This is a genomic window from Cupriavidus sp. 05T41 (genome assembly GCF_056396525.1).
This window is the reverse complement of sequence record NZ_JBFTLQ010000023.1, coordinates 26,141-45,589: the sequence shown is the minus strand read 5'-3', so window position 1 is coordinate 45,589 and position 19,449 is coordinate 26,141. Positions and strand designations below refer to the sequence as shown.

Genomic DNA, 19,449 nt, shown 5'->3' with positions numbered 1-19,449 from the left:
AAAAGGCCACCCATGATACAGGGTGGCCGGGGCCTGCTGGCGGGGCGCTTACTTCAGCGCGGCCAGGGCGGCGTCGTAGTTCGGTTCGTTCTTGATTTCGGACACCAGCTCGCTGTACTTGACGGTGTCGTTCTCGTCCAGCACCACCACCGCGCGCGCGGTGGCGCCGGCCAGCGGGCCGGTCTTGATGTCGACGCCATAGCTGTCCTTGAAGCCGGCGCCGCGCATCAGCGACAGCGTCACCACATTGGCCAGGCCTTCGGCCGTGCAGAAGCGGCCCATGGCGAAGGGCAGGTCGGCCGAGATGGTCAGCACCACCGTGTTGGCCAGGCTGCTGGCGGCCTCGTTGAACTTGCGCGCCGATGCCTGGCACACCGGGGTGTCCAGGCTGGGGACGATGTTGAGCACCTTGCGCTTGCCGGCGAAATCGGCCAGCGCGACGTCCTTCAGGTCCTTGCCGACCAGTGAGAATGCGGGGGCCTTGTCGCCGGCTTGCGGAAACTTGCCGCCGATTTCGATGGCGTTGCCGCCGAGGGTGACGTTGCTCATATGTGCTCCTGTAGCAGAAGGGGGCCGCATGTCGGGGATGCGAGCCGGGGAGGCAAATCGGGGCGCCCGGCACTGGCGGCGGCCCCGGCGGAATTCAGGGGTAGAAGATCAGCACGCGGTAGTTGGCGGCCGCCTGCTGCGTTCGGAATCGTACCCGAACCGGCAGCTCCGTGCCCGCGCGCAAGCCTTGCGTGGCGAAGGCCTTCTGCCCGGGTTCGAGGTAGTCGGCCGGTTGCAGGACCTTGCGCAGCAGGAGCTGGTCCTGCAGGTCGGTCATCACCAGCTCGATGGCGGGCAGCGCCACGGTGGCGCGGCTCTGGTTGCGCATGGTGACGGCGAGCAGGAAGACGTCGGATTCCTCGTCCTGCTTCTGCAGCTGCGAGCTTTCGATGCGCAGGGCGTCGATGTCGCGCCATGGCGCCACCTCGCAGCCGAGCGGCGCGCACAGCGCCTCGAAGGCGGGACGCAGCGCGGGGAACTGCCCCGACAACTGGCTGCGGGCAAGGAAGGCGATCTGCGCCAGCGCTGCCGCCACCAGCACGCCGATCGCCAGCTTCTGCAGCGTGCGCTTGCGCCTGGCGGGGCCGGGATCGCGCTCGCGCGCATGGCGCAGGAAGTCGGGCGCGAACACCGGCACGTCGGGTACATCCTGGCGCGTCCACTGGCGCACGGCCTGCTCACGGGCGATGGCGGCGGGAATCTCGGGAAAGTCGTCCTGCGCCTCCGCGCGCAGGTAGCCGCTCGCGCTCGGGACGGGCGCAGGTGCTTCGTGCGCGGCGGGCGAGGCTTGCCTGGCAGGCGCTGGCCCGGCGTCGTCCTGCCGTGCGAGAGCCGGCTCGGCGGGCCTCTGCGTGTCGGCGCTGTCCGTGATGTCCGCGGTGTGCGTGGCATCGTCGATGCTGGCTTCCAGGGGCGGCAGCTGCGGCAATTGCGCGGCGACGTCAGGGCTGACCTCGGGCGCGACCTCGGGGCCGACTTCGGGGGTGGCTTCCAGAACGCTGTGCGCGGCAGCCTGCGCCTCGCTTGCGATGTCTTCGGCCGACGCCAGGGATCCGGGGGCGACAGCGGCATCCGGTGCCTGGGCCATTGCCCATGCTCCGGATGCCGCGGGAGGCAGATCGTCCGACAGCGTGCGGGGATCCAGTGCGGGCCAGGGCGTCGCTGCCTCCTGGGCGAGGATTGCCTCGGCAGCGGCTTCGTCGACGTGCGGCTCCGCGGTGGACTGGCTGCTGGCGGTCTCGGTGGTCTCGGTGGTATCGGTGGTTTCAGTGGTCTCGGCGGTACCTGCTGTACCGGCGGCACCGGCCGCATTGACGGTATCGGCGACGTCCTTGACCGCGTCAGCCTCGCCAGGGGTCGCGGGCATGCTGTCGGTGCCGGCGCGCTCGAGGCTTTCGGCATTTTCAGCGCTTTCTGCCACTTCGGCCTGCCCGGCGATCTCCGCGGGCATGGCGTGATCGTCGTAGGCAGCCTGTTCGAGAGGCTGGCCCGGTTCGTCCTCGATCACGCCAGGAACGAAGACTGCGGAGGGCGCATCGTCTTCGGCGCTGGCCGCGCTGGCTTCGCTTGCGGCCTGCCGCCTGGCCATCCCGGCGGCTTCCGCGGCCTGGTCGGCTTCGGCCTGTGTCTGGTACAGCATGATGGTGGGCGCATCGAGCGCCGGCACGTCATAGCCTGGGTCGAAGGGCGGGACGAAGGGCGAGGCGGGGGCGGGCGCGGCGGGAAGCTCGCCGTGCGCGTCGCCCGCTTTCGCCTCTGCTTCGGGATGCGCCGGAGCATGCGCCCGCTTGCGCGGGGCGCGCGGCGCACGCGCATGCGCATGCGCGGCCTCGTGCGGGCTTTCATGGGCGCCCTGGTGATCGTCCTGATGGCCGTCCTGATGGCCATCCTCATGGGTGCTGTCGTGGGCGCCGTCGCGGGCATCCTCGAACGTCTTTTCGTGCGGTGTGCGCGGGGCCCGGCGGCGCGCGCCGGCGTGCGCAGGGGGAGATGCCGGCGCCACTGCTTCCTGGCTGGCTTCCTGCGCGGGTTCCTGCGGAGCGATGGCGACGGGGCTTGGCTCGGGACTTGGCTCGGGACTGGGGACCGCCTCAGGCGCCGGCAGCTCGATCAGGTGTTCGCGCGCATCGAAGACAGTGTCGCACTGGCCGCAGCGCACCAGCCCCTGGCGCAGGCGCAGCTGGTCTGCTACCAGCCGGAAAGCGGTGCGGCAAGCCGGACAACGCGTGACGAGCTTGGCTGCGGCCATCGGCGGCGCTCAGTGCTTGACGCCGGGGCCTTCGCCGCGGGTGCCGTGCAGGCACACCCAGCCCTCCTCGCTGCGCCAGACCGACATGGCGAGCCAGGGCGCATAGGCGGCGGCGACTTCGTCGGCCTGGCGCTCCAGCACGCCGGACAGCACCAGGCGTCCGCCCGGGCGGACCCGCGCGCTCAGCATGGCGGCCATCAGCTTGAGCGGATTGGACAGGATATTGGCCACCACCAGGTCATAGCTGGCGTCGGAGACGCTCTCCGGCAGCGCGAAGGCGGCTTCCACGCGGTTGCGCTGCGCGTTGTGGCGCGAGGCTTCCACCGCGTTGGGGTCGATATCGATGCCGAGCGTGTCGCCCGCGCCCAGCTTCTTCGCCACGATGGCGAGGATGCCGGAGCCGCAGCCGTAGTCGAGCACCGACTCGCCGGACTTGATGTTCTGTTCCAGCCACTGCATGCACAGTCGCGTGGTGGGATGGCTGCCGGTGCCGAAGGCCAGGCCCGGATCGAGCTCCAGCACCACTGCGTCGGGTTCCGGCGCTTCATGCCAGGATGGCACCACCCAGATGCGCTCGCCGATGCGGATGGGCGTGAACTGGGATTGCGTCAGGCGCACCCAGTCCTGGTCCTCGACCGGGCGCAACTCGTAGGGGGGCACCTCACCGGCGCCTAGCGCGTTGGCGGCGGCGGCCACCACCAGCGCGGGATCGGTGACGTCGTCGAACAGCGCCACCACGCGCGAGCGGTTCCATGCCAGGCGGGTGGGTTCCAGCCCGGGCTCGCCGAACAGCGGCTGCTCGTCGGGCGTGTCGGCATCGGCGTCTTCCACCGAGACCGACAGCGCGCCGAGGTCGAACAGCGCGTCAGACCAGGCTTCGGCCTGGTCTTGTGCGATTTCGATCACACATTCCTGAAATGCCACAGGCGATCCTTGTCGATCCGTTGTTGCTTGGCTGCGCCGGGCTTCAGATCTTGCCGCCCTTGGCCACGTTCTTCTGGGCCAGGCGGTGCTCGAGATAGTGGATGCTGGTGCCGCCTTCGACGAAGTTGGCATCGAGCATCAGCTCGCGGTGCAGCGGTACGTTGGTCTGGATGCCGTCCACCACCATTTCCGACAGCGCGATCCGCATGCGGGCGATGGCCTGCTCGCGGGTGGCGCCGTAGGTGATGATCTTGCCGATCATCGAATCATAGTTGGGCGGCACGAAGTAGCCATCATACGCGTGCGAGTCCACCCGCACGCCGGGGCCGCCCGGCATGTGCCAGGCGGTGATGCGGCCCGGCGACGGAGTGAACTTGAACGGATCCTCGGCGTTGATGCGGCATTCGATGGCGTGGCCGCGCAGTTGCACGTCCTTCTGGCGCCAGCGCAGCTTCTCGCCGAAGGCGATGCGGATCTGCTCCTGCACGATGTCGATGCCGGTGATCATCTCCGTGACCGGGTGCTCGACCTGCACGCGCGTGTTCATCTCGATGAAGTAGAACTCGCCGTTCTCGTACAGGAACTCGAAGGTGCCGGCGCCGCGGTAGCCGATTTTCTTGCAGGCCTCGGCGCAGCGGTCGCCGATGCGCTCGATCAGGCGGCGCGGGATGTGGGGTGCCGGCGCCTCCTCGATGACCTTCTGGTGGCGGCGCTGCATGGAGCAGTCGCGCTCGCCCAGCCAGATCGCCTGGCGGTGCTGGTCGGCCAGGATCTGGATCTCGACGTGGCGGGGGTTCTCCAGGAATTTCTCCATGTAGACCTCCGGGTTGCCGAAGGCACGGCCGGCTTCCTCGCGCGTCATGTTGACCGCGTTGACCAGGGCCGCCTCGGTGTGCACCACGCGCATGCCGCGTCCGCCGCCACCGCCAGCCGCCTTGATGATGACCGGATAGCCGACGCTGCGGGCAGTCGCCAGGATTTCCTTCGGGTCTTCCGGCAGCGCGCCTTCGGAGCCCGGCACGCAGGGCACGCCGGACTTGATCATGGCTTGCTTGGCCGAGACCTTGTCGCCCATCAGGCGGATGTTCTCGGAGCTCGGGCCGATGAAGACGAAGCCGGATTTTTCCACGCGCTCGGCGAAGTCGGCGTTTTCCGACAGGAAGCCGTAGCCCGGATGGATGGCTTGCGAGTCAGTCACCTCGGCGGCCGAGATGATGGCCGGCATGTTGAGGTAGGACAACGGCGAAGGCGCCGGGCCGATGCACACGGCTTCGTCGGCCAGCTTGACGTATTTGGCTTCCTTGTCGGCTTCCGAATACACCACGACGGTCTTGATGCCGAGTTCGCGGCAGGCGCGCTGGATGCGAAGGGCGATTTCACCGCGGTTCGCGATCAGAATTTTTTCAAACATAGTCACTCTCTGCGAGGAGAAGGGCAGTCCCACCGCTGCGGATCGTGGCGCCCCCGGCGGCGCGGCCGGTATGGGGGCGGGGGAACTGGCACCGGGACGAGATGCGTCCGGTTCGCCTGCGCCGGCGCGGCCGTTCCGGAATCTCCGGCGCAGGCTGCGGGCGGCGCGGCATGCCGATCAGTATCAGCCGATGATGAAGAGCGGCTGGCCGTATTCGACCGCCTGGCCGTTCTCGACCAGGATTTCCTTGATCACGCCGGCCTTGTCCGATTCGATTTCGTTGAGCAGTTTCATCGCTTCGATGATGCAGACCGTCTGGCCTTCCTTGACGGTGTCGCCCACGTTGACGAAGGCGGCGGCGCCCGGCGACGGCGCCCGGTAGAAGGTGCCGACCATCGGCGAGGTCACGACATGGCCGGACGGCAGTTGTGGCGAAGCGGGCTCGGCGCTGGCGACTGCGGCGGGCGCGGCGGCCGCGGGCGGCAGTGCCTGCATCGGCTGCATGGCCATCGGCGCGGCGATCACCTGGGGCGGTGCCTTGACGATGCGCACCTTGCCTTCGCCTTCGGTGACTTCCAGCTCGGAGATGCCGGACTCGGCCACCAGGTCGATCAGCGTCTTCAGCTTGCGCAGGTCCATCTTCTATCCTCCTGAATCGGGTTGTCCGGCGCGCGCCGCTGTGGCGGCCGCATCCGGGTAAATTTCATGCTTTCATGCGTCCGGCAACCTGCTTGCGTGCACCGCGGTCAGCGGGGCCGGGCAGCGCCAGGGCGCGGTCATCGTCTACGAAATCGAAATCAGCCGGCGGGCTCAGGCCTTGGGCGGCGCCTGTTCAGGCTCCTGCCCGAGGACATAGTCCAGCGCCAGCAGGTAGCCTTGCCAGCCAAGTCCGCAGATCACTCCCACCGCGATATCGGAGAAGAAGGAGTGATGACGGAAGTTCTCGCGGCGATGCACGTTCGACAAATGGACTTCCACGAACGGAATCGCCACCCCGGCCAGCGCGTCGCGCAAGGCTACGCTGGTATGCGTATAGGCGGCCGGGTTGATGATGATGAAGTCGACTCCCTCGTCGCGTGCCGCGTGGATGCGATCCACCAGCGCGCCCTCATGGTTGGACTGGAACGTTGCCAGGGCGAGGCCGGTTTCCCGTGCACGTTGCGCCAGGGCCAGGTCGATGTCGACGAGCTTCGTATGCCCATAGGTTTCCGGCTCGCGCGTACCCAGCAGATTCAGGTTGGGCCCGTGCAGGACCAGCACCTTGCGGTAGCGGGCGGAGCGGCGTTCTGGAGGCGTATCGATCACGGCGGCTCGACCATTTCAACGAAATTGCGCGGAGATTACCGTAGCTTAGAGTGATTTGTCTAGCAGCGCAGACATAGGAAAGCCCGCATGCGGCGCGCTCCCTGAGCATTCTGGCGACGCAGCCGGTACTTTTCACTGCGATGGGCGAATTTCACTCAAATTGCGGGACGATTGATGAAGGTTAGTTTAAATTCACCGCAAATCAAGGATCTTGCCACTATCCGCGCGGCAGGGCGGCGCGCAGCTCATCGGTGGAAACCCTACCCATTTTTCGGTAGGTGACAGTGCCGTCCGGCGCGATCACGACCGTATAGGGCAGGCCGCCGGCCGCGTTGCCGAAGTTTCGCGACAGCTCCGTGCCAGCAAAGCCGGCGACCGCGAGCGGGTACGCAACCGGCACTTTCTTGATGAACTGCTGGATATTGCTGGCAGAATCGATGCCGATGCCGACAAATTCCACCTTGGGGCCCGACACCTCCTTATAGAGCGCGGTCAGGTCCGGCATTTCCTCCACGCAGGGCCCGCACCAGGGTGCCCAGAAATTCACCACCACCGTCTTGCCGCGGAAATCGGCCAGGCTGAGCTTGCCCCCCTGTGGGTCGGGTAGTTCGGTGCGCAGGAACGTCTCCACCGCGGCATCGGACGCAGGCTTGGGCGAGAACACGTAGTGGCTGGCAAGGGCACCGGCCACTGCCGCGGCGACGGCGACGAGCCAGATCCAGAGGCGGCTGCGGCGAACGGGTTGGCTGGAAGAGGTCATGGCAATGGGTGGCGGGTGGCGTCGGAGGTCGGTGAAGTCGTGTGGGCCGGAAGCGAGGCGACGGCCCTCTCTCTATCTATATGACTGGACGATGGCTGTGACGATAGCGGGACCAGCCTGGCGGCCCGGCCAGGGCGTCAGGCGGCGGCGGGCGTGTCCGGCATGTCCGGCACGCTGGCTGCCAGCGCCTGCACCGCGGCCAGGTCGGCTCGGGCCACGCGGCCACCGGCATCGGCCCTTACCGCGCCGCGTTCGTCGTCCGCATCATACAGGGCGATATGAATGCCGACCGGCTGGCCCAGTTCCGCACGGATCTCGCCGGCCAGCACGCGCGCTTCGCGCTGCGCCGGCCACTGGCCTTTCCACAGGAAGCTGAGCGTCTCGACCTCGCCGCGGCCGGCAAAGTGACGCGTTTCGCTGGTATCGAAATCGACACCCGCGTTCAGCAGGTGCAGGGTTAGGTCCTTGGGGCTGTCGCAAAAGCACTGCAGGTACACGTCCGAGTGCTCGGTGGCGGTGCCGTTGAGCACCGCGCCGGCCAGATAGGGCCGGAAGGCGGCCAGGTCGCGCATGGCCAGCAGCGCCAGGCGCCGCAGCAAGGCCAGGATGCGCGGCTGGCTCTCGCCATGGAACAAGGCCTGGTACGCGCGCACTTCCGCCTCCACCATCTCGTTGTCCGGCAGCCACTCGCCCGCCACGCGCACGTCACCCAGCAACTGGCGGGCAGCCTTGCGCTTGGCTGAGGCGTAGTCGGCGCCGTCTTCCGCGATCATGCGGGCGGCGGCCTGGGCGATCTCCTCGCGCAGGCGGATGGGGTCGAGGCTGGGGCGGCGGGACATGGGGGGATCATACCGGAGGGAGTGGCCTGGACTTTTAGAGTTTTTGCCTCTGCAAGGGTTCTGTCCAGGCTGACAAAAGTCAAAGACCGTCGCCCCGGCGGCCAGGCGCGGGGGTGGCCCGCCATACCCCTCAGGTACAATTCGTCTCCATCCCGTAGCAACAGGGGCCAGGCCGCCCAGGCCCGCCCCGAGACCCAAATTCCCATGCATATTCACATCCTCGGCATCTGTGGCACGTTCATGGGCGGCCTGGCCGTGCTGGCCAGGCAGGCTGGCCATCGCGTGACCGGTTGCGACGCCAATGTCTATCCCCCGATGAGCACCCAGCTCGAGGCGCAGGGCATCGACCTGATCGAGGGGTTCGATCCGGGGCAGCTGTCGCTGGCGCCGGACCTGTTCGTGATCGGCAACGTGGTGTCGCGCGGCAATCCGTTGATGGAGGCCATCCTCAACTGCAACCTGCCCTATGTCTCGGGCCCGCAGTGGCTCGGCGAGCATGTGCTGCGTGGCAAGTGGACGCTGGCGGTGGCGGGCACGCACGGCAAGACCACCACCACTTCGATGCTGGCCTGGATACTGGAAGACGCGGGCTACCAGCCCGGTTTCCTGGTCGGCGGGGTGCCGCAGAATTTCGGCGTGTCGGCCCGGGTGACGGAATCGGACTTCTTCGTGATCGAGGCCGATGAATATGACACGGCGTTCTTCGACAAGCGCAGCAAGTTCGTCCACTACCGTCCGCGCACGGCCATCCTGAACAATCTCGAATACGATCACGCTGACATCTTCCCGGATCTTGCAGCGATCGAGACCCAGTTCCATCATCTCGTGCGCACCGTGCCCGAGCAGGGCCGGCTTATCGTGAATGGCCTGGAGGAAAGCCTGGCGCGCGTGCTCGAGCGCGGCTGCTGGAGCGAGACAGAACAGTTCGGCCTGGGCGACTGGCGCGCGGGCGAACCGGCCGAAGCCGCCTTGGGGCCCCAGAGCCAGGACCGCTTCGACGTGTGGTTCGGCGATGCCTTGCAGGGCCGGGTCGAATGGGCGCTGCAGGGCATCCACAACCGCATGAACGCGCTGGCCGCGATCGCCGCGGCGCGCCACGTGGGCGTGCCCCCCGCGCAGGCCATTGACTCGCTGTCGCGCTTCGCCAATGTGAAGCGCCGCATGGAAGTGCGCGGCGTGGTCGGCGGCATCACGGTCTATGACGACTTCGCCCATCACCCGACCGCCATCCAGACCACGCTGGAGGGCCTGCGCAAGCGCGTCGGCGACGCGCGCATCCTGGCGGTGCTCGAACCGCGTTCCAACACCATGAAGCTGGGCGTGATGAAGGCCCAGTTGCCCGCCAGCCTGGAGGCGGCCGACCTGGTGTTCGGCTACGGCGCGGCCAGCGGCAAGGACGCGCTCGGCTGGGACCTGGCCGATTCGCTGGCACCGCTTGGCGAACGCGCCGCTGCCTTCAGCGACCTGCCTGCGCTGGTGCAGGCGGTGCGCGCCGTCGCGCGCCCGGGCGACCACGTGCTGGTAATGAGCAACGGCGGCTTCGGCGGCGTGCACCAGAAGCTGCTGGACGCCTTCGCCGCCGGCGCAGCGGCCTGAGCGGGGCACGGCATGTTGCTGTACCTGCACGGTTTCCGTTCCTCGCCGCAATCGTTCAAGGCGCGTATGGTCCAGGAGCGCATGCGCGCATGGGGCGTGGGGCGCTACTACGCCTGTCCGGTCCTGAACGTGTCGCCGGCCGCGGCCATCGCCCAGGCCGAGGCCGCTATCGCGGCTTCGCAGGCGGGCGGCGCCCAGCCCCTCACCATCATCGGTTCCTCGCTCGGCGGCTTCTACGCGCGCTGGCTGGCCGAGCGCCACGGCTGCCGCGCGGTGCTGCTCAATCCCGCCACGCATCCGTGGACCGACCTGGAGCATTACCTGGGCGACCAGCCGCTGTGGCACGGCGGCGGCTCGGTGCGGGTGGAGCGCCATCACCTGGACGAACTGCTGGCGCTGCGGGTGGAGCCGGTCACCCGGCCCGAACGCTATTTCCTGCTGGCTGCCACCGGCGACGAAGTGCTGGATTACCGCGAGATGCTGGCCGCCTTTCCCGGCGCGCGCACACGCGTGATCGAGGGCAGCGACCATGGCATCAGCGAATTCGCCGACTACGTCGATGAAGTGCTGGCTTTCTGCGGCTATGGACCGGCCGGCCTGATCGAACCGGAGCCGCTGGCATGAGCGCAGCATGAACGCGGCGCAAGTGCGCCGCTGCGCGTGGCATGCCCATTTGCCCGAAGATCCCGCCATCGACGCCAATCTGCGGCGCTGGGTATGCGCTGAGGGCTCGCTGACGGCCAGGCTGGTGGCCGCCTCGGACCGTTTCCGCGTGCGCCGCCTGGCGCAGCACATGGAGCTGGCCCTGCCCGATGAATGGCAGGCCCTGGGCCTGCCGGCGCAGCGCCGCGCGCTGGCGCGCGAGGTGCTGCTGCTGTGCGACGGCACGCCCGCCATCTTTGCCCACACCGTGGTGAAAGCCGAGCATGCCCGGCGCGACTGGCCCTTCCTGCGCGGCCTGGGCGAACGCCCGCTGGGCGGGGCGCTGTTCGTCGACCCGCGCGTGCGGCGCGAGCCGTTCGCCTTCGCGCGCCTGCGGGCGCATCACCCGCTGCGGCTGCGGCTGCAGCAGGCGGTGCCCGCCATGCGCGAGCTGGATCCCGGCGCGGCGCTGCCGGCGCGGCGCTCGGTGTTCCGGCGCGGCGGCGGCGTCATGCTGGTGACCGAGGTCTTCCTGCCGGACCTGCTGGCGCGCCGCGCGCCGGAGCTTGCCGGCAAGCGGTGAAACAGTCATCGTAGCAAGAACGCCAGCAAGAACGCCAAAAAGAACATCAACAAGAGCATCAACAAAAACGCAAACAAGAACGCAAACAAGAAGAAGAGACCGACATCATGAAATTGCAGGGACGAGTTGCCATCATTACCGGCGCGGCTGCCGGCATCGGCTTTGCCACCGCGCAGCGTTTCGCCGCCGAAGGCGCGATCGTGGTGCTGTGCGACGTGCAGGAAGAGCGCGTGCGCGCCGCGGCCGCGACACTGGCCGCTTCCGGTGCCGACGCGATGGCATGCAAGGTGGACGTGACGCGCCGTGACGAGGTGGATGCCGCGGTCGCCGCCACGCTGGCCAGGCATGGCCGCATCGACATCCTGGTCAACAACGCGGGCATCACCAAGGATGCGCGCCTGACCAAGATGAGCGAAGCCCAGTTCGACTCGGTCATCGACGTCAACCTCAAGGGCGTATTCAATTGCGCGCAGGCGGTGGCGGACATCATGACCGAGCAAGGGCGCGGTGTGATTCTCAATGCATCCAGCGTGGTCGGTCTCTATGGCAACTTCGGCCAGACCAACTATGCCGCCAGCAAGTTCGGCGTGATCGGCTTTACCAAGACCTGGGCGCGCGAGCTGGGTCCCAAGGGCGTGCGCGTGAACGCGGTGTGCCCGGGCTTCGTGTCCACCGAGATCCTGCAGACGGTGCCGGAGAAGGTGCTGGAGGGCATGAAGTCGTCGTGCTGGCTGCGCCGCCTGGCCGAGCCGGCCGAGATCGCCAGCATCTACACGTTCCTGGCCAGCGACGACGCCAGCTACGTCAACGGTGTGGCGATCGAGGCCAGCGGCGGCATGTCGCTGTAAGGTCCGGGCGTTGCTTTGTCCCGCGCCGGGCTTGTGCACGGCGCGGTGCGGTATCATCTGAGGTCCGGTCGCCGCCTCGCCTGAAGGCGGCCTCGCATCATTTCTCTCCCCGGGCCGTTCCCGAGAGGCGTCACTTAGCGCCAGGGCGCGCTGGTTCGCCAGGGCGGCTCCCGGCATTTCTGAAAGTACCGATCCATGCAGTTGCTGTTCGAAGAAGGCGGCGAGATTCGCGCCGGCACCGTGCTGACCCAGCAGGGCGAGGCTTACCAGGTGGAGTTGCCCGCGGGCAAGCGCACCAAGGTGAAGTCGCGCGATGTGCTGTTGCAGTTTGCGCAGCCCTCGGCGATCGAGCTGGTGCGCCAGACCGCCGAGCTGGTCGGCGAGATCGACCTGGATTTCCTCTGGGAATGCGCGTCGGACGAAGAATTCGGCTTTGCCGACCTGGCCGCCGAGTATTTCGGCGCGGGTGCCGGCGTGGTGCAGCAGGCCGCACTGGCGCAGGCACTGCACGGCAATCCGGTCTATTTCCGCCGCAAGGGACGGGGGCGCTACCAGCGCGCGCCGGAAGACCAGCTCAAGGCGGCCCTGGCCGCGCTCGAGCGCAAGAAGCAGCAGGCCCTGGTCCAGGCCGAGTACGAAACCCAGCTCAAGGCCCTGACCCTGCCCGACGCCTTCCGCGGCAAAGCGCTGCAACTGCTGTTCAAGCCCGACAAGAACAGCCTCGAGTACAAGGCGATGGACGCTGCCTGCACGGCGCTCGGCATGTCGCCGATGCGGCTGATGGTGGCGGTGGGCGGCATCGCCAGCCCGCGCGCGCTGCACGAGGCCAAGTTCCTCTCGGAATGCTTCCCCAAGGGCACCGGCTTCCCCGACGTGGTCGTGCCGGAACCCGCCGGCGAGCTGCCGCGCGCCGACGTGCAGGCGTTCTCGATCGACGACGTCACCACCACCGAGATCGACGATGCGCTGTCGGTCACGCCGCTGGACGGCGGCAAGATCCGCGTCGGCATCCACATCGCCGCGCCGGGCCTGGGTATCCGCCGTGGCGAGCCGCTTGACGCGGTGGCGCGCCAGCGCCTGTCCACGGTCTACTTCCCCGGCGACAAGATCACCATGCTGCCCGACGCGGTGGTGGAGCGCTACACGCTGCAGGAAGGGCGCGAATGCCCGGCGTTGTCGCTTTACGTGGACTACGACCCGGCCCTGCAGATGATCCTCGGCAGCCAGACCCGCGCCGAGATGGTCATGATCGCGGCCAACCTGCGCCACAACCTGCTGGAAGACGTGGTGACCGAGGCCGCGCTGACCGACGGCACCGGCGACTACGCGTTCCGCGCCGAGCTGGCCCAGCTCTGGCATTTCTCCGGCTGGCTGCACGACGAGCGCCAGAAGGCGCGCCTGGCCAGCGGCCTGCGCCCGGAATCGCACAATCGCGCGGACTACAACTTCTACCTCGACGATCTGCCCGACGGCGGCGAGCGTGTGCGCATCGAGCAGCGCCGGCGCGGCTCGCCGCTGGACAAGATCGTGGCCGAGCTGATGATCCTGGCCAACAGCACCTGGGGCAAGCTGCTTGCCGACCACGGCGTGCCGGGCATCTACCGCACGCAGAAGGCCTGGGGCATGCACCGCACGCGCATGCAGACGTATCCGGCCCCGCACGAAGGCCTGGGCGTGGCGCAATATGCCTGGAGCACCTCGCCGCTGCGCCGCTATGTCGACCTGGTCAACCAGTGGCAGATCCTGGCGGTGGCCCAGCACGGCGTCACGGCCAAGCTGGTGGCGCCGTTCAAGCCCAAGGACGCTGACCTGCTGGCGGCCGTGGCCGACTTCGAAGGCACTTATGCGGCCTATGCCGACCACCAGTCCACCATGGAACGCTACTGGTGCCTGCGCTGGCTGGGCCAGGAAAAGCGCGAGCGCCTGATGGCCTCGGTGCTCAAGGAAGGCGCGGTGCGCTTTACCGAGATCCCGCTGGTTACGCGGGTGCCGGAGCTGGTCCAGGCTTCGCGCGGCACCCAGGTGCTGCTGGAGATCGGCGCCACCGACGAGATCTCACTCGAGGTATCGTGCCGCGTGCTGGAGGTGTTCGCCGGCGAAGGCGAACTGCCCTCGGAGGAGCTGGAAGGCGATGACGAGGCTGCCGAGGTGTCCGCTGAGGCAGCCGCCGAAGCCGCTGCCGAGGAGGCCGCGGAAGCGGCGGCCGAGGGCGCCGGCGACGCCGCCGCCCGGTCTGCCGATCAGGCCGGCCCGGATGGTCCGGATGGTCCGGAAGACCTGGCAAGCGCCGCCGACGGCGCTTCGTCGGGCGCGCGCGACACCGGCACCGGCGAGGCCGGCTGAGTCCCTCGGAAAAAACGGGGCGCTCCCTTACAATCGCAGTCTGAACCGGGGCTGGTCCGAGAGGACCCCTGCCCCGGCCCGGTTCCGCCTTCCCGACGCCCCATTCCAACCACGCCAGCCATCGTGAAAGCCGTCTTTTCTCCCCGCCAGTGGTGGAACGCCAGCAGCACGATGAGCAAGGCGCTGGCCGTTTCGGTGCTGGCCCATGTCCTGCTGCTGACCGTGCGCGTGGTGGCTCCCGAGGCCTTCGAGATCAAGCGCACCGATGCCGCGCTCGACGTGGTGCTGGTCAACTCCAAATCCGCACAGCGCCCGCAGAACCCGACCGTGCTGGCCCAGGCCAATCTCGACGGCGGCGGCGAGCAGGACCAGCAGCGCGCCACCACGCCGCTGCCGGCCCAGACCAACACCAAGGACGGTGACCTGGTGCGCCAGATGCAGCGCCGCGTGGACCAGCTCGAGCAGGAGCAGCAGCGCCTGCTGACGCAGGCGCGCGAGGCCGCGCCCGCGGTCCACAGCCAGCCGCTCAAGCCCGGCCAGCAGCGCACCGAGACGCCGCTGCGCGGCCAGGACGAGCGTACCTCGCTCGACGAGATGGCCAAGCTCGAGGCCGAGATCGGGCGCAACCTCGAACAATACGCCAAGCGGCCCAAGCGTTACCAGCTCACCGCCACCAGCGCGCAGGAGGTGGAATACGCGCAGTACTACGACCGCCTGCGCCAGAGGATCGAGGCGCGCGGCACCACCGATTTTCCCCAGCGCAACGGCAAGCCGCTGTACGGCCAGCTGATCCTGGTGATCAACGTCAACCGCCAGGGCAGGCTCGGCTACAACCGCGATGGCTACAACATCGAATCGATCGACGTGGCCAAGAGCTCGGGCGACCCGGCATTGGACCGCCAGGCCGTGGCCATCGTGCGCGCGGCCGCGCCGTTCGGCTCCTTCACCCCGCAGATGCAGGCGCGGCAAGATATTCTCGAAGTGATCTCTACCTTCAAGTTTTCGCGCAACGGCCTGGACATCCGCCTACAGGCCAGATGACGCAAGATGATGTCTACAGAAAACACGCAGATCCCCGCTGATACCGACCGCTATGTGGTGGTTGGCAATCCCATCGCGCACAGCCGTTCGCCGGCCATCCACGCCGCGTTCGCGCAGCAGACCGGCGAGGCCATCTCCTACGAGCGCCTGCTGGCGCCGCTGGACGGCTTTGCCGACACCGTGCGCGCGTTCTTCGCCGGCGGCGGCCACGGCCTGAACGTGACGGTGCCGTTCAAGCTCGAGGCCTACGACCTGGCCGACCGTCTCACGCCGCGCGCGGAGAGCGCCGGCGCGGTCAACACCATGTGGATCGAGGATGGCCTGATCCACGGCGACAACACCGACGGCGTCGGCCTCACGCGTGACATCGAGATCAATCTCGACACGCTGCTCGAAGGCCGCCGCATCCTGCTTCTGGGCGCCGGCGGCGCGGCCATGGGCGCCATGCTGCCGCTGGTGATGTGCCGGCCGGACCGGATCGTGGTGGCCAACCGCACGCCGGAGCGCGCCAGCTTTATCCTCGAAGACGTGGCGCAGCAGGCCGACGAATACGGCGTGGAACTGTGGGGCGGCGGCTTCGACGCGCTGGCCGCGCTGACGGGCGACGACGCCTGCGACGTGGTCATCAACGCCACCAGCAGCAGCCTGCAGGGCGAATTGCCGCCGGTGCCGGCGGAACTGCTGGGCAAGGATGTGCTGGCCTACGACATGATGTACGGCGCCGAGCCCACCGTATTCCTGAAGTTCGCCGCGCAAAGCGGCGCGCGCACCAGCGACGGGCTGGGCATGCTGGTCGAGCAGGCCGCCGAGGCCTTCTACAACTGGCGCGGCGTGCGACCCGCCACTGCGCCCGTGCTGGCGAAGCTGCGCGCGGAGCTGCAGGCCGAAGCGGCACGCTGAGCGCAGCAGGCTGCCGCCCGCAACCACCATGGCAGAGCTCAGGCGCACCGCCCGCTCCAGCGCCGCGCCGCGCAGCGGTGGCTTCAATCCACTGCGCTGGCTGGCCTACCTGATCGGTATCCTGGTGGCCGGCGTGCTGGCCATGCAGGTCTATTTCTTCCTGCAGATCGCGGCCTGGCAGTACGTCGATCCGTCTGCCACCTCGTTCATGCGGGCCGAACGCTGGCGCCTGTGCGGCTTCAACTTCTGGAGCTGCCAGGTGGACCGGCGCTGGGTCGGCTACGACGAGATCTCGCGCAACCTCAAGCGCGCGGTGATCGCCAGCGAGGACGCCGACTTCGTCAACCATCCCGGCTACGAACTCGACGCCATGCTCGATGCCTGGGAGCGCAACAAGAAGCGCGGGCATATCGTGCGGGGCGGGTCCACCATCACCCAGCAGCTGGCCAAGAATCTCTTTCTCTCGTCCGAGCAGCACTACCTGCGCAAGGGGCAGGAGCTGGCCATTACCTGGATGCTGGAATTCTGGCTGGACAAGCAGCGCATCTTCGAGATCTACCTGAACTCGGTGGAGTGGGGCGAGGGCGTATTCGGCGCCGAGGCCGCCGCCCAGCACTACTTCAAGACCAGCGCGGCGAAGCTCAACGTGGGCCAGGCGGCGCGCCTGGCCGCCGCGCTGCCGGCGCCGAAGTGCTTCGACAAGAAGCAGTACTGCGCCAATGTGCGGGTCAACTTCAAGGTCAAGGCCAACATCATCGCGCGCCGCATGGGCGCGGCCACGCTGCCGGACTGAGCGTCCCTTCACGCCGGGCGCGGTCTTTCAGAGGCGTGATCGGAATGAAGCGAAGCGGTCCTGGCCAGGCGCGCGGCCGCACACAGTGCAAACCGGCACGGCAAGGCCGCGCAACGACGCCAGGATCTGTTCGATTGCGCCGTTCAGCTGAGCCAGCCCTTGCGGCGGAAGTAGATCAGCGGCACCGCCGCCGACACCGCCATCAGCGCGATCGCCCACGGATAGCCGGCGACCCAGTCCAGCTCCGGCATCAGCTTGAAGTTCATGCCGTAGATGCTGGCGATCAGCGTGGGCGGCATCAGCGCGACCGACACCACCGAGAACAGCTTGATGATCTTGTTCTGGTTGATGTTGATGAAACCGACCGTGGCATCCATCAGGAAGTTGATCTTGTCGAACAGGAACGCGGTGTGGTTCTCGATCGAGTCGATATCGCGCAGGATCTGGCGCGCTTCGTCCTGCTGCTCGGCCGACAGCAGCTGGCTGCGCATCAGGAAGGAGACCGCGCGGCGCGTGTCCATGACGTTGCGGCGGATGCGGCCGTTCAGGTCTTCCTCGCGGGCGATGGTTTCCAGCACGTCGGCCGCGGCGGCGTCGGTCACGTTCTCGGCCAGCACGCGCTTGCTGGCTTCCTCGAGCCGCTCGTAGACTTCCTCGATGGAGTCGGCCGAATATTCCGCGTCGGTGGCGTACAGATCCATCAGCACGTCCTTGGCGTTGCGCACCGAGCCCGGACGCATGCGCGCGCGCAGGCGCACCAGCCGGAACACCGGCAGGTCTTCGTCGTGGATGGAGAACAGCACGTCGCGCGTGAGCACGAAGGCCACGCGCACGTTGCGCGAGATGTCTTCCTCGTCGAGCAGGAAGTCGGTGCGGATATGGATGTTCTCGTCCTCGCCTTCGAAGTAGCGGGCCGAGGCTTCCAGGTCGCCCAGGTCTTCGAGTTCGGGCAGGGCTACGCCGTACGCTTCCTTGATCCAGGCGAGTTCCTCGTCATCAGGGCTGATGACGTCGATCCAGATCGGCTTGTGCTGCAGCAGTTCATTGCGGTCATCGACCTGCTCCTGTGCGAGCCGGCCTTTCTGCAGGACGAACAGGTTGATCATCCCAGGGCTTCCTTGTTGCGTTTGGCGAAGAAACGCGCAGGCGTGGCTTGCCGGGCCCGGAGGCGAACCAGTCCTTCGCGGCGAGGCGACGAAGGCGGAATGCCGCTGGCAAGCGTGATCGCGCTGCGCGTCGCAAAGGCGCGCGCAAGGCGATGGCGTTTGCCGTTCATGGCTGGCAAGCCGGGAGAGGGAAGGTCCGGGACGAGGCGGCGCGCACAGGCGGTGCGCCGGCTGGGACACGGAAAAACGCTCACCCGCAGTATTTTCTGCGGGCAAGTCCGACGAGGCGGTGGAAGCGGCGTGGGCCGGCTCCGGCGGTCGTCGTTACGCAGCCCGCAGTGACATGGCATTCGGTGCAGTCGCAGTCTGGTTGCGGCAACTCGAACACCCGATGCTACTGCCCACGTAGTTTCTCCGGGATTATGATGGCCGCGAGTGTAGCCCAACGAGGGGGGCTTGTTAAGTGAAATCTGGGTGAATGCCGCCGCCGCCGCACGTTGTGCGACGGGTCCGCGCCAGCGCCCCGGATCATCCGGCGCGCGCGCGCACGAGCCGGCGATGCAGCAACGGCACGAGCAGCACGGAGGCCAGCGCGGCGAACATCAGCACGATGGCCGCATAGTCCTGCCAGTGCGGCTGTTCGCCCAGCATCCACATGCCCGAGAACACGCCGACCACCGGGATGAACATCACCGACAGGCTCGACACCACCGGCGGCAGGCTGCGCGCGAGCACGAACCACACCAGGTGGCAGTAGGCGAACACCACCACCGCGTTGTAGGCGATGGCGCCCCATTCCACGGCGTTGGGAAGGCGCCAGCCTTGCTCGAGCAGCAGCGTGCCCAGCAGCAGGAAGGGCAGCGTCACCACCAGCATCCAGAAGGTCAGCACGCCCACCGACATCTCGATCCGGCTGCGCTTCATCAGTTGCGTGCCCAGGCCCCAGCCGGCCGCGGCGCAAAGCATCAGCAGCGTACCGGCCGGGCTGCCGGTCAGGGCGGCGATCTCGCCGGACAGCAGCAATACTGTGCCGGCCAGCGCGCAGGCGATGCCCACCCAGGCCGCGCGGCCGATGCGCTCGCGGTACAGCACCAGGCCCCATACCACGGCCCAGATCGGCATGGTGTAGCCGAGGATGGCGGCGCGCCCGGATGACAGCATCTTGACCGCGCAGATCGCCAGCAGGTGCCAGATCACCATGTTGAACAGGGCGAGCTTGAAGATGGTGGGCCACTGGCCCGCCGGCACCCGCAGCGTCTCGCCGCGCACGCGCAGCGCCACGCCCAGCGCCAGCACGCCGCCGGCCATGCACAGCAGGCGAAAACCCATGGCGGGGAAATGCGCCACGCCGATTTTCATGACGGGCCAGTTGACGCCCCAGGCGATGGTGAGGACGACGAGCAGGATGATGCTGCGGCGGTCGAGAGACATGGCGGGCAGGCGGCTGTGTGCGATGCCGCTCTTTGTATCCGGGAAGAACGGCAGAAGATAGCACGCAGCGGGTAAAATCGCAGGCATCGATCGTTGCCGCGCTGCGCCGGCCCGGCCTCCGGGGCCGCCA

Annotated in this window: 19 protein-coding genes; 8 read left to right on the top strand and 11 right to left on the bottom strand. The window is 67.9% G+C overall.

Annotated features, from left to right (window positions below; translation table 11 throughout):
* Positions 1-48: 48 nt before the first annotated feature.
* The 8 genes from tpx to AC1DKV_RS15575 all read right to left on the bottom strand — a co-directional run bounded on the left by tpx (position 49) and on the right by AC1DKV_RS15575 (position 8,036).
* The gene (gene tpx / locus AC1DKV_RS15610; RefSeq protein ID WP_441617738.1) at positions 49-549 is read right to left on the bottom strand and encodes a thiol peroxidase; all 501 of its coding nucleotides are present in this window, start codon (positions 547-549) and stop codon (positions 49-51) included.
* 94 nt (positions 550-643) lie between these two features.
* Positions 644-2,797, bottom strand: coding sequence for a DUF3426 domain-containing protein (locus AC1DKV_RS15605; protein ID WP_441617737.1), 2,154 nt, complete (start codon positions 2,795-2,797; stop codon positions 644-646).
* 9 nt (positions 2,798-2,806) lie between these two features.
* Entirely contained in the window at positions 2,807-3,721 is a 915-nt protein-coding gene (prmA, locus tag AC1DKV_RS15600; protein WP_441617735.1) for a 50S ribosomal protein L11 methyltransferase, read from the bottom strand.
* A gap of 43 nt (positions 3,722-3,764) precedes the next feature.
* Positions 3,765-5,132 carry an acetyl-CoA carboxylase biotin carboxylase subunit gene (gene accC / locus AC1DKV_RS15595; protein ID WP_441617733.1) on the bottom strand — a complete coding sequence of 456 codons (1,368 nt, stop codon included), beginning with the start codon at positions 5,130-5,132 and terminating at the stop codon, positions 3,765-3,767.
* A 183-nt stretch (positions 5,133-5,315) separates the two neighbouring features.
* On the bottom strand, positions 5,316-5,771 hold the full coding sequence (accB, locus tag AC1DKV_RS15590) for an acetyl-CoA carboxylase biotin carboxyl carrier protein (protein WP_441617731.1): 456 nt from the start codon (positions 5,769-5,771) through the stop codon (positions 5,316-5,318).
* Between the two features lie 171 nt (positions 5,772-5,942).
* Entirely contained in the window at positions 5,943-6,437 is a 495-nt protein-coding gene (aroQ, locus tag AC1DKV_RS15585) for a type II 3-dehydroquinate dehydratase (protein WP_441617729.1), read from the bottom strand.
* A 217-nt stretch (positions 6,438-6,654) separates the two neighbouring features.
* Positions 6,655-7,197, bottom strand: a complete 543-nt coding sequence (locus AC1DKV_RS15580) for a TlpA family protein disulfide reductase (protein WP_441617727.1) — start codon at positions 7,195-7,197, stop codon at positions 6,655-6,657.
* Between the two features lie 137 nt (positions 7,198-7,334).
* Entirely contained in the window at positions 7,335-8,036 is a 702-nt protein-coding gene (locus AC1DKV_RS15575) for a UDP-N-acetylmuramate--alanine ligase (RefSeq protein ID WP_441617725.1), read from the bottom strand.
* A 204-nt stretch (positions 8,037-8,240) separates the two neighbouring features.
* On the opposite strand from AC1DKV_RS15575, the gene mpl reads away from it, so the two are divergent.
* The 8 genes from mpl to mtgA all read left to right on the top strand — a co-directional run bounded on the left by mpl (position 8,241) and on the right by mtgA (position 16,782).
* Complete coding sequence (gene mpl, locus AC1DKV_RS15570; protein ID WP_441617723.1) at positions 8,241-9,632, top strand: UDP-N-acetylmuramate:L-alanyl-gamma-D-glutamyl-meso-diaminopimelate ligase; 1,392 nt, start codon at positions 8,241-8,243, stop codon at positions 9,630-9,632.
* Positions 9,633-9,644: 12 nt separating this feature from the next.
* Complete coding sequence (locus AC1DKV_RS15565) at positions 9,645-10,256, top strand: YqiA/YcfP family alpha/beta fold hydrolase (protein WP_441617722.1); 612 nt, start codon at positions 9,645-9,647, stop codon at positions 10,254-10,256.
* Between the two features lie 7 nt (positions 10,257-10,263).
* Positions 10,264-10,857 (top strand): chorismate--pyruvate lyase family protein, encoded by a 594-nt coding sequence (locus tag AC1DKV_RS15560; RefSeq protein ID WP_441617720.1) that lies wholly within the window; start codon positions 10,264-10,266, stop codon positions 10,855-10,857.
* Between the two features lie 107 nt (positions 10,858-10,964).
* A complete protein-coding gene (fabG, locus tag AC1DKV_RS15555; protein WP_441617718.1) occupies positions 10,965-11,705 on the top strand; it encodes a 3-oxoacyl-ACP reductase FabG in 741 nt (246 codons plus the stop codon).
* Positions 11,706-11,900: 195 nt separating this feature from the next.
* Positions 11,901-14,048, top strand: coding sequence for an RNB domain-containing ribonuclease (locus AC1DKV_RS15550; protein WP_441617716.1), 2,148 nt, complete (start codon positions 11,901-11,903; stop codon positions 14,046-14,048).
* 171 nt (positions 14,049-14,219) lie between these two features.
* Entirely contained in the window at positions 14,220-15,089 is an 870-nt protein-coding gene (locus AC1DKV_RS15545) for an energy transducer TonB (RefSeq protein ID WP_441617921.1), read from the top strand.
* A gap of 6 nt (positions 15,090-15,095) precedes the next feature.
* Positions 15,096-15,989: a shikimate dehydrogenase gene (gene aroE / locus AC1DKV_RS15540; RefSeq protein ID WP_441617714.1), complete on the top strand. Its 894-nt coding sequence runs from the start codon at positions 15,096-15,098 to the stop codon at positions 15,987-15,989.
* Between the two features lie 91 nt (positions 15,990-16,080).
* On the top strand, positions 16,081-16,782 hold the full coding sequence (gene mtgA / locus AC1DKV_RS15535) for a monofunctional biosynthetic peptidoglycan transglycosylase (protein ID WP_441617919.1): 702 nt from the start codon (positions 16,081-16,083) through the stop codon (positions 16,780-16,782).
* 143 nt (positions 16,783-16,925) lie between these two features.
* Here mtgA and corA read toward each other — a convergent pair whose 3' ends face one another.
* From corA to AC1DKV_RS15520, 3 genes are all read right to left on the bottom strand, one after another.
* Complete coding sequence (gene corA / locus AC1DKV_RS15530) at positions 16,926-17,888, bottom strand: magnesium/cobalt transporter CorA (protein WP_441617712.1); 963 nt, start codon at positions 17,886-17,888, stop codon at positions 16,926-16,928.
* Positions 17,885-18,058: a hypothetical protein gene (locus AC1DKV_RS15525; RefSeq protein WP_441617710.1), complete on the bottom strand. Its 174-nt coding sequence runs from the start codon at positions 18,056-18,058 to the stop codon at positions 17,885-17,887. Before AC1DKV_RS15525 ends, corA begins: the two co-directional genes overlap by 4 nt.
* A gap of 358 nt (positions 18,059-18,416) precedes the next feature.
* Complete coding sequence (locus AC1DKV_RS15520; protein WP_441617917.1) at positions 18,417-19,319, bottom strand: DMT family transporter; 903 nt, start codon at positions 19,317-19,319, stop codon at positions 18,417-18,419.
* Positions 19,320-19,449 lie beyond the last annotated feature (130 nt).

Coding starts and splice junctions, on each gene's coding strand:
- tpx (WP_441617738.1), bottom strand. CDS start 549: ATGAGCAACGTCACCCTCGGCGGCAACGCCATCGAAATCGGCGGCAAG.
- AC1DKV_RS15605 (WP_441617737.1), bottom strand. CDS start 2,797: ATGGCCGCAGCCAAGCTCGTCACGCGTTGTCCGGCTTGCCGCACCGCT.
- accC (WP_441617733.1), bottom strand. CDS start 5,132: ATGTTTGAAAAAATTCTGATCGCGAACCGCGGTGAAATCGCCCTTCGC.
- accB (WP_441617731.1), bottom strand. CDS start 5,771: ATGGACCTGCGCAAGCTGAAGACGCTGATCGACCTGGTGGCCGAGTCC.
- AC1DKV_RS15580 (WP_441617727.1), bottom strand. CDS start 7,197: ATGACCTCTTCCAGCCAACCCGTTCGCCGCAGCCGCCTCTGGATCTGG.
- AC1DKV_RS15575 (WP_441617725.1), bottom strand. CDS start 8,036: ATGTCCCGCCGCCCCAGCCTCGACCCCATCCGCCTGCGCGAGGAGATC.
- mpl (WP_441617723.1), top strand. CDS start 8,241: ATGCATATTCACATCCTCGGCATCTGTGGCACGTTCATGGGCGGCCTG.
- AC1DKV_RS15565 (WP_441617722.1), top strand. CDS start 9,645: ATGTTGCTGTACCTGCACGGTTTCCGTTCCTCGCCGCAATCGTTCAAG.
- AC1DKV_RS15560 (WP_441617720.1), top strand. CDS start 10,264: ATGAACGCGGCGCAAGTGCGCCGCTGCGCGTGGCATGCCCATTTGCCC.
- fabG (WP_441617718.1), top strand. CDS start 10,965: ATGAAATTGCAGGGACGAGTTGCCATCATTACCGGCGCGGCTGCCGGC.
- AC1DKV_RS15550 (WP_441617716.1), top strand. CDS start 11,901: ATGCAGTTGCTGTTCGAAGAAGGCGGCGAGATTCGCGCCGGCACCGTG.
- AC1DKV_RS15545 (WP_441617921.1), top strand. CDS start 14,220: ATGAGCAAGGCGCTGGCCGTTTCGGTGCTGGCCCATGTCCTGCTGCTG.
- aroE (WP_441617714.1), top strand. CDS start 15,096: ATGATGTCTACAGAAAACACGCAGATCCCCGCTGATACCGACCGCTAT.
- corA (WP_441617712.1), bottom strand. CDS start 17,888: ATGATCAACCTGTTCGTCCTGCAGAAAGGCCGGCTCGCACAGGAGCAG.
- AC1DKV_RS15525 (WP_441617710.1), bottom strand. CDS start 18,058: ATGAACGGCAAACGCCATCGCCTTGCGCGCGCCTTTGCGACGCGCAGC.
- AC1DKV_RS15520 (WP_441617917.1), bottom strand. CDS start 19,319: ATGTCTCTCGACCGCCGCAGCATCATCCTGCTCGTCGTCCTCACCATC.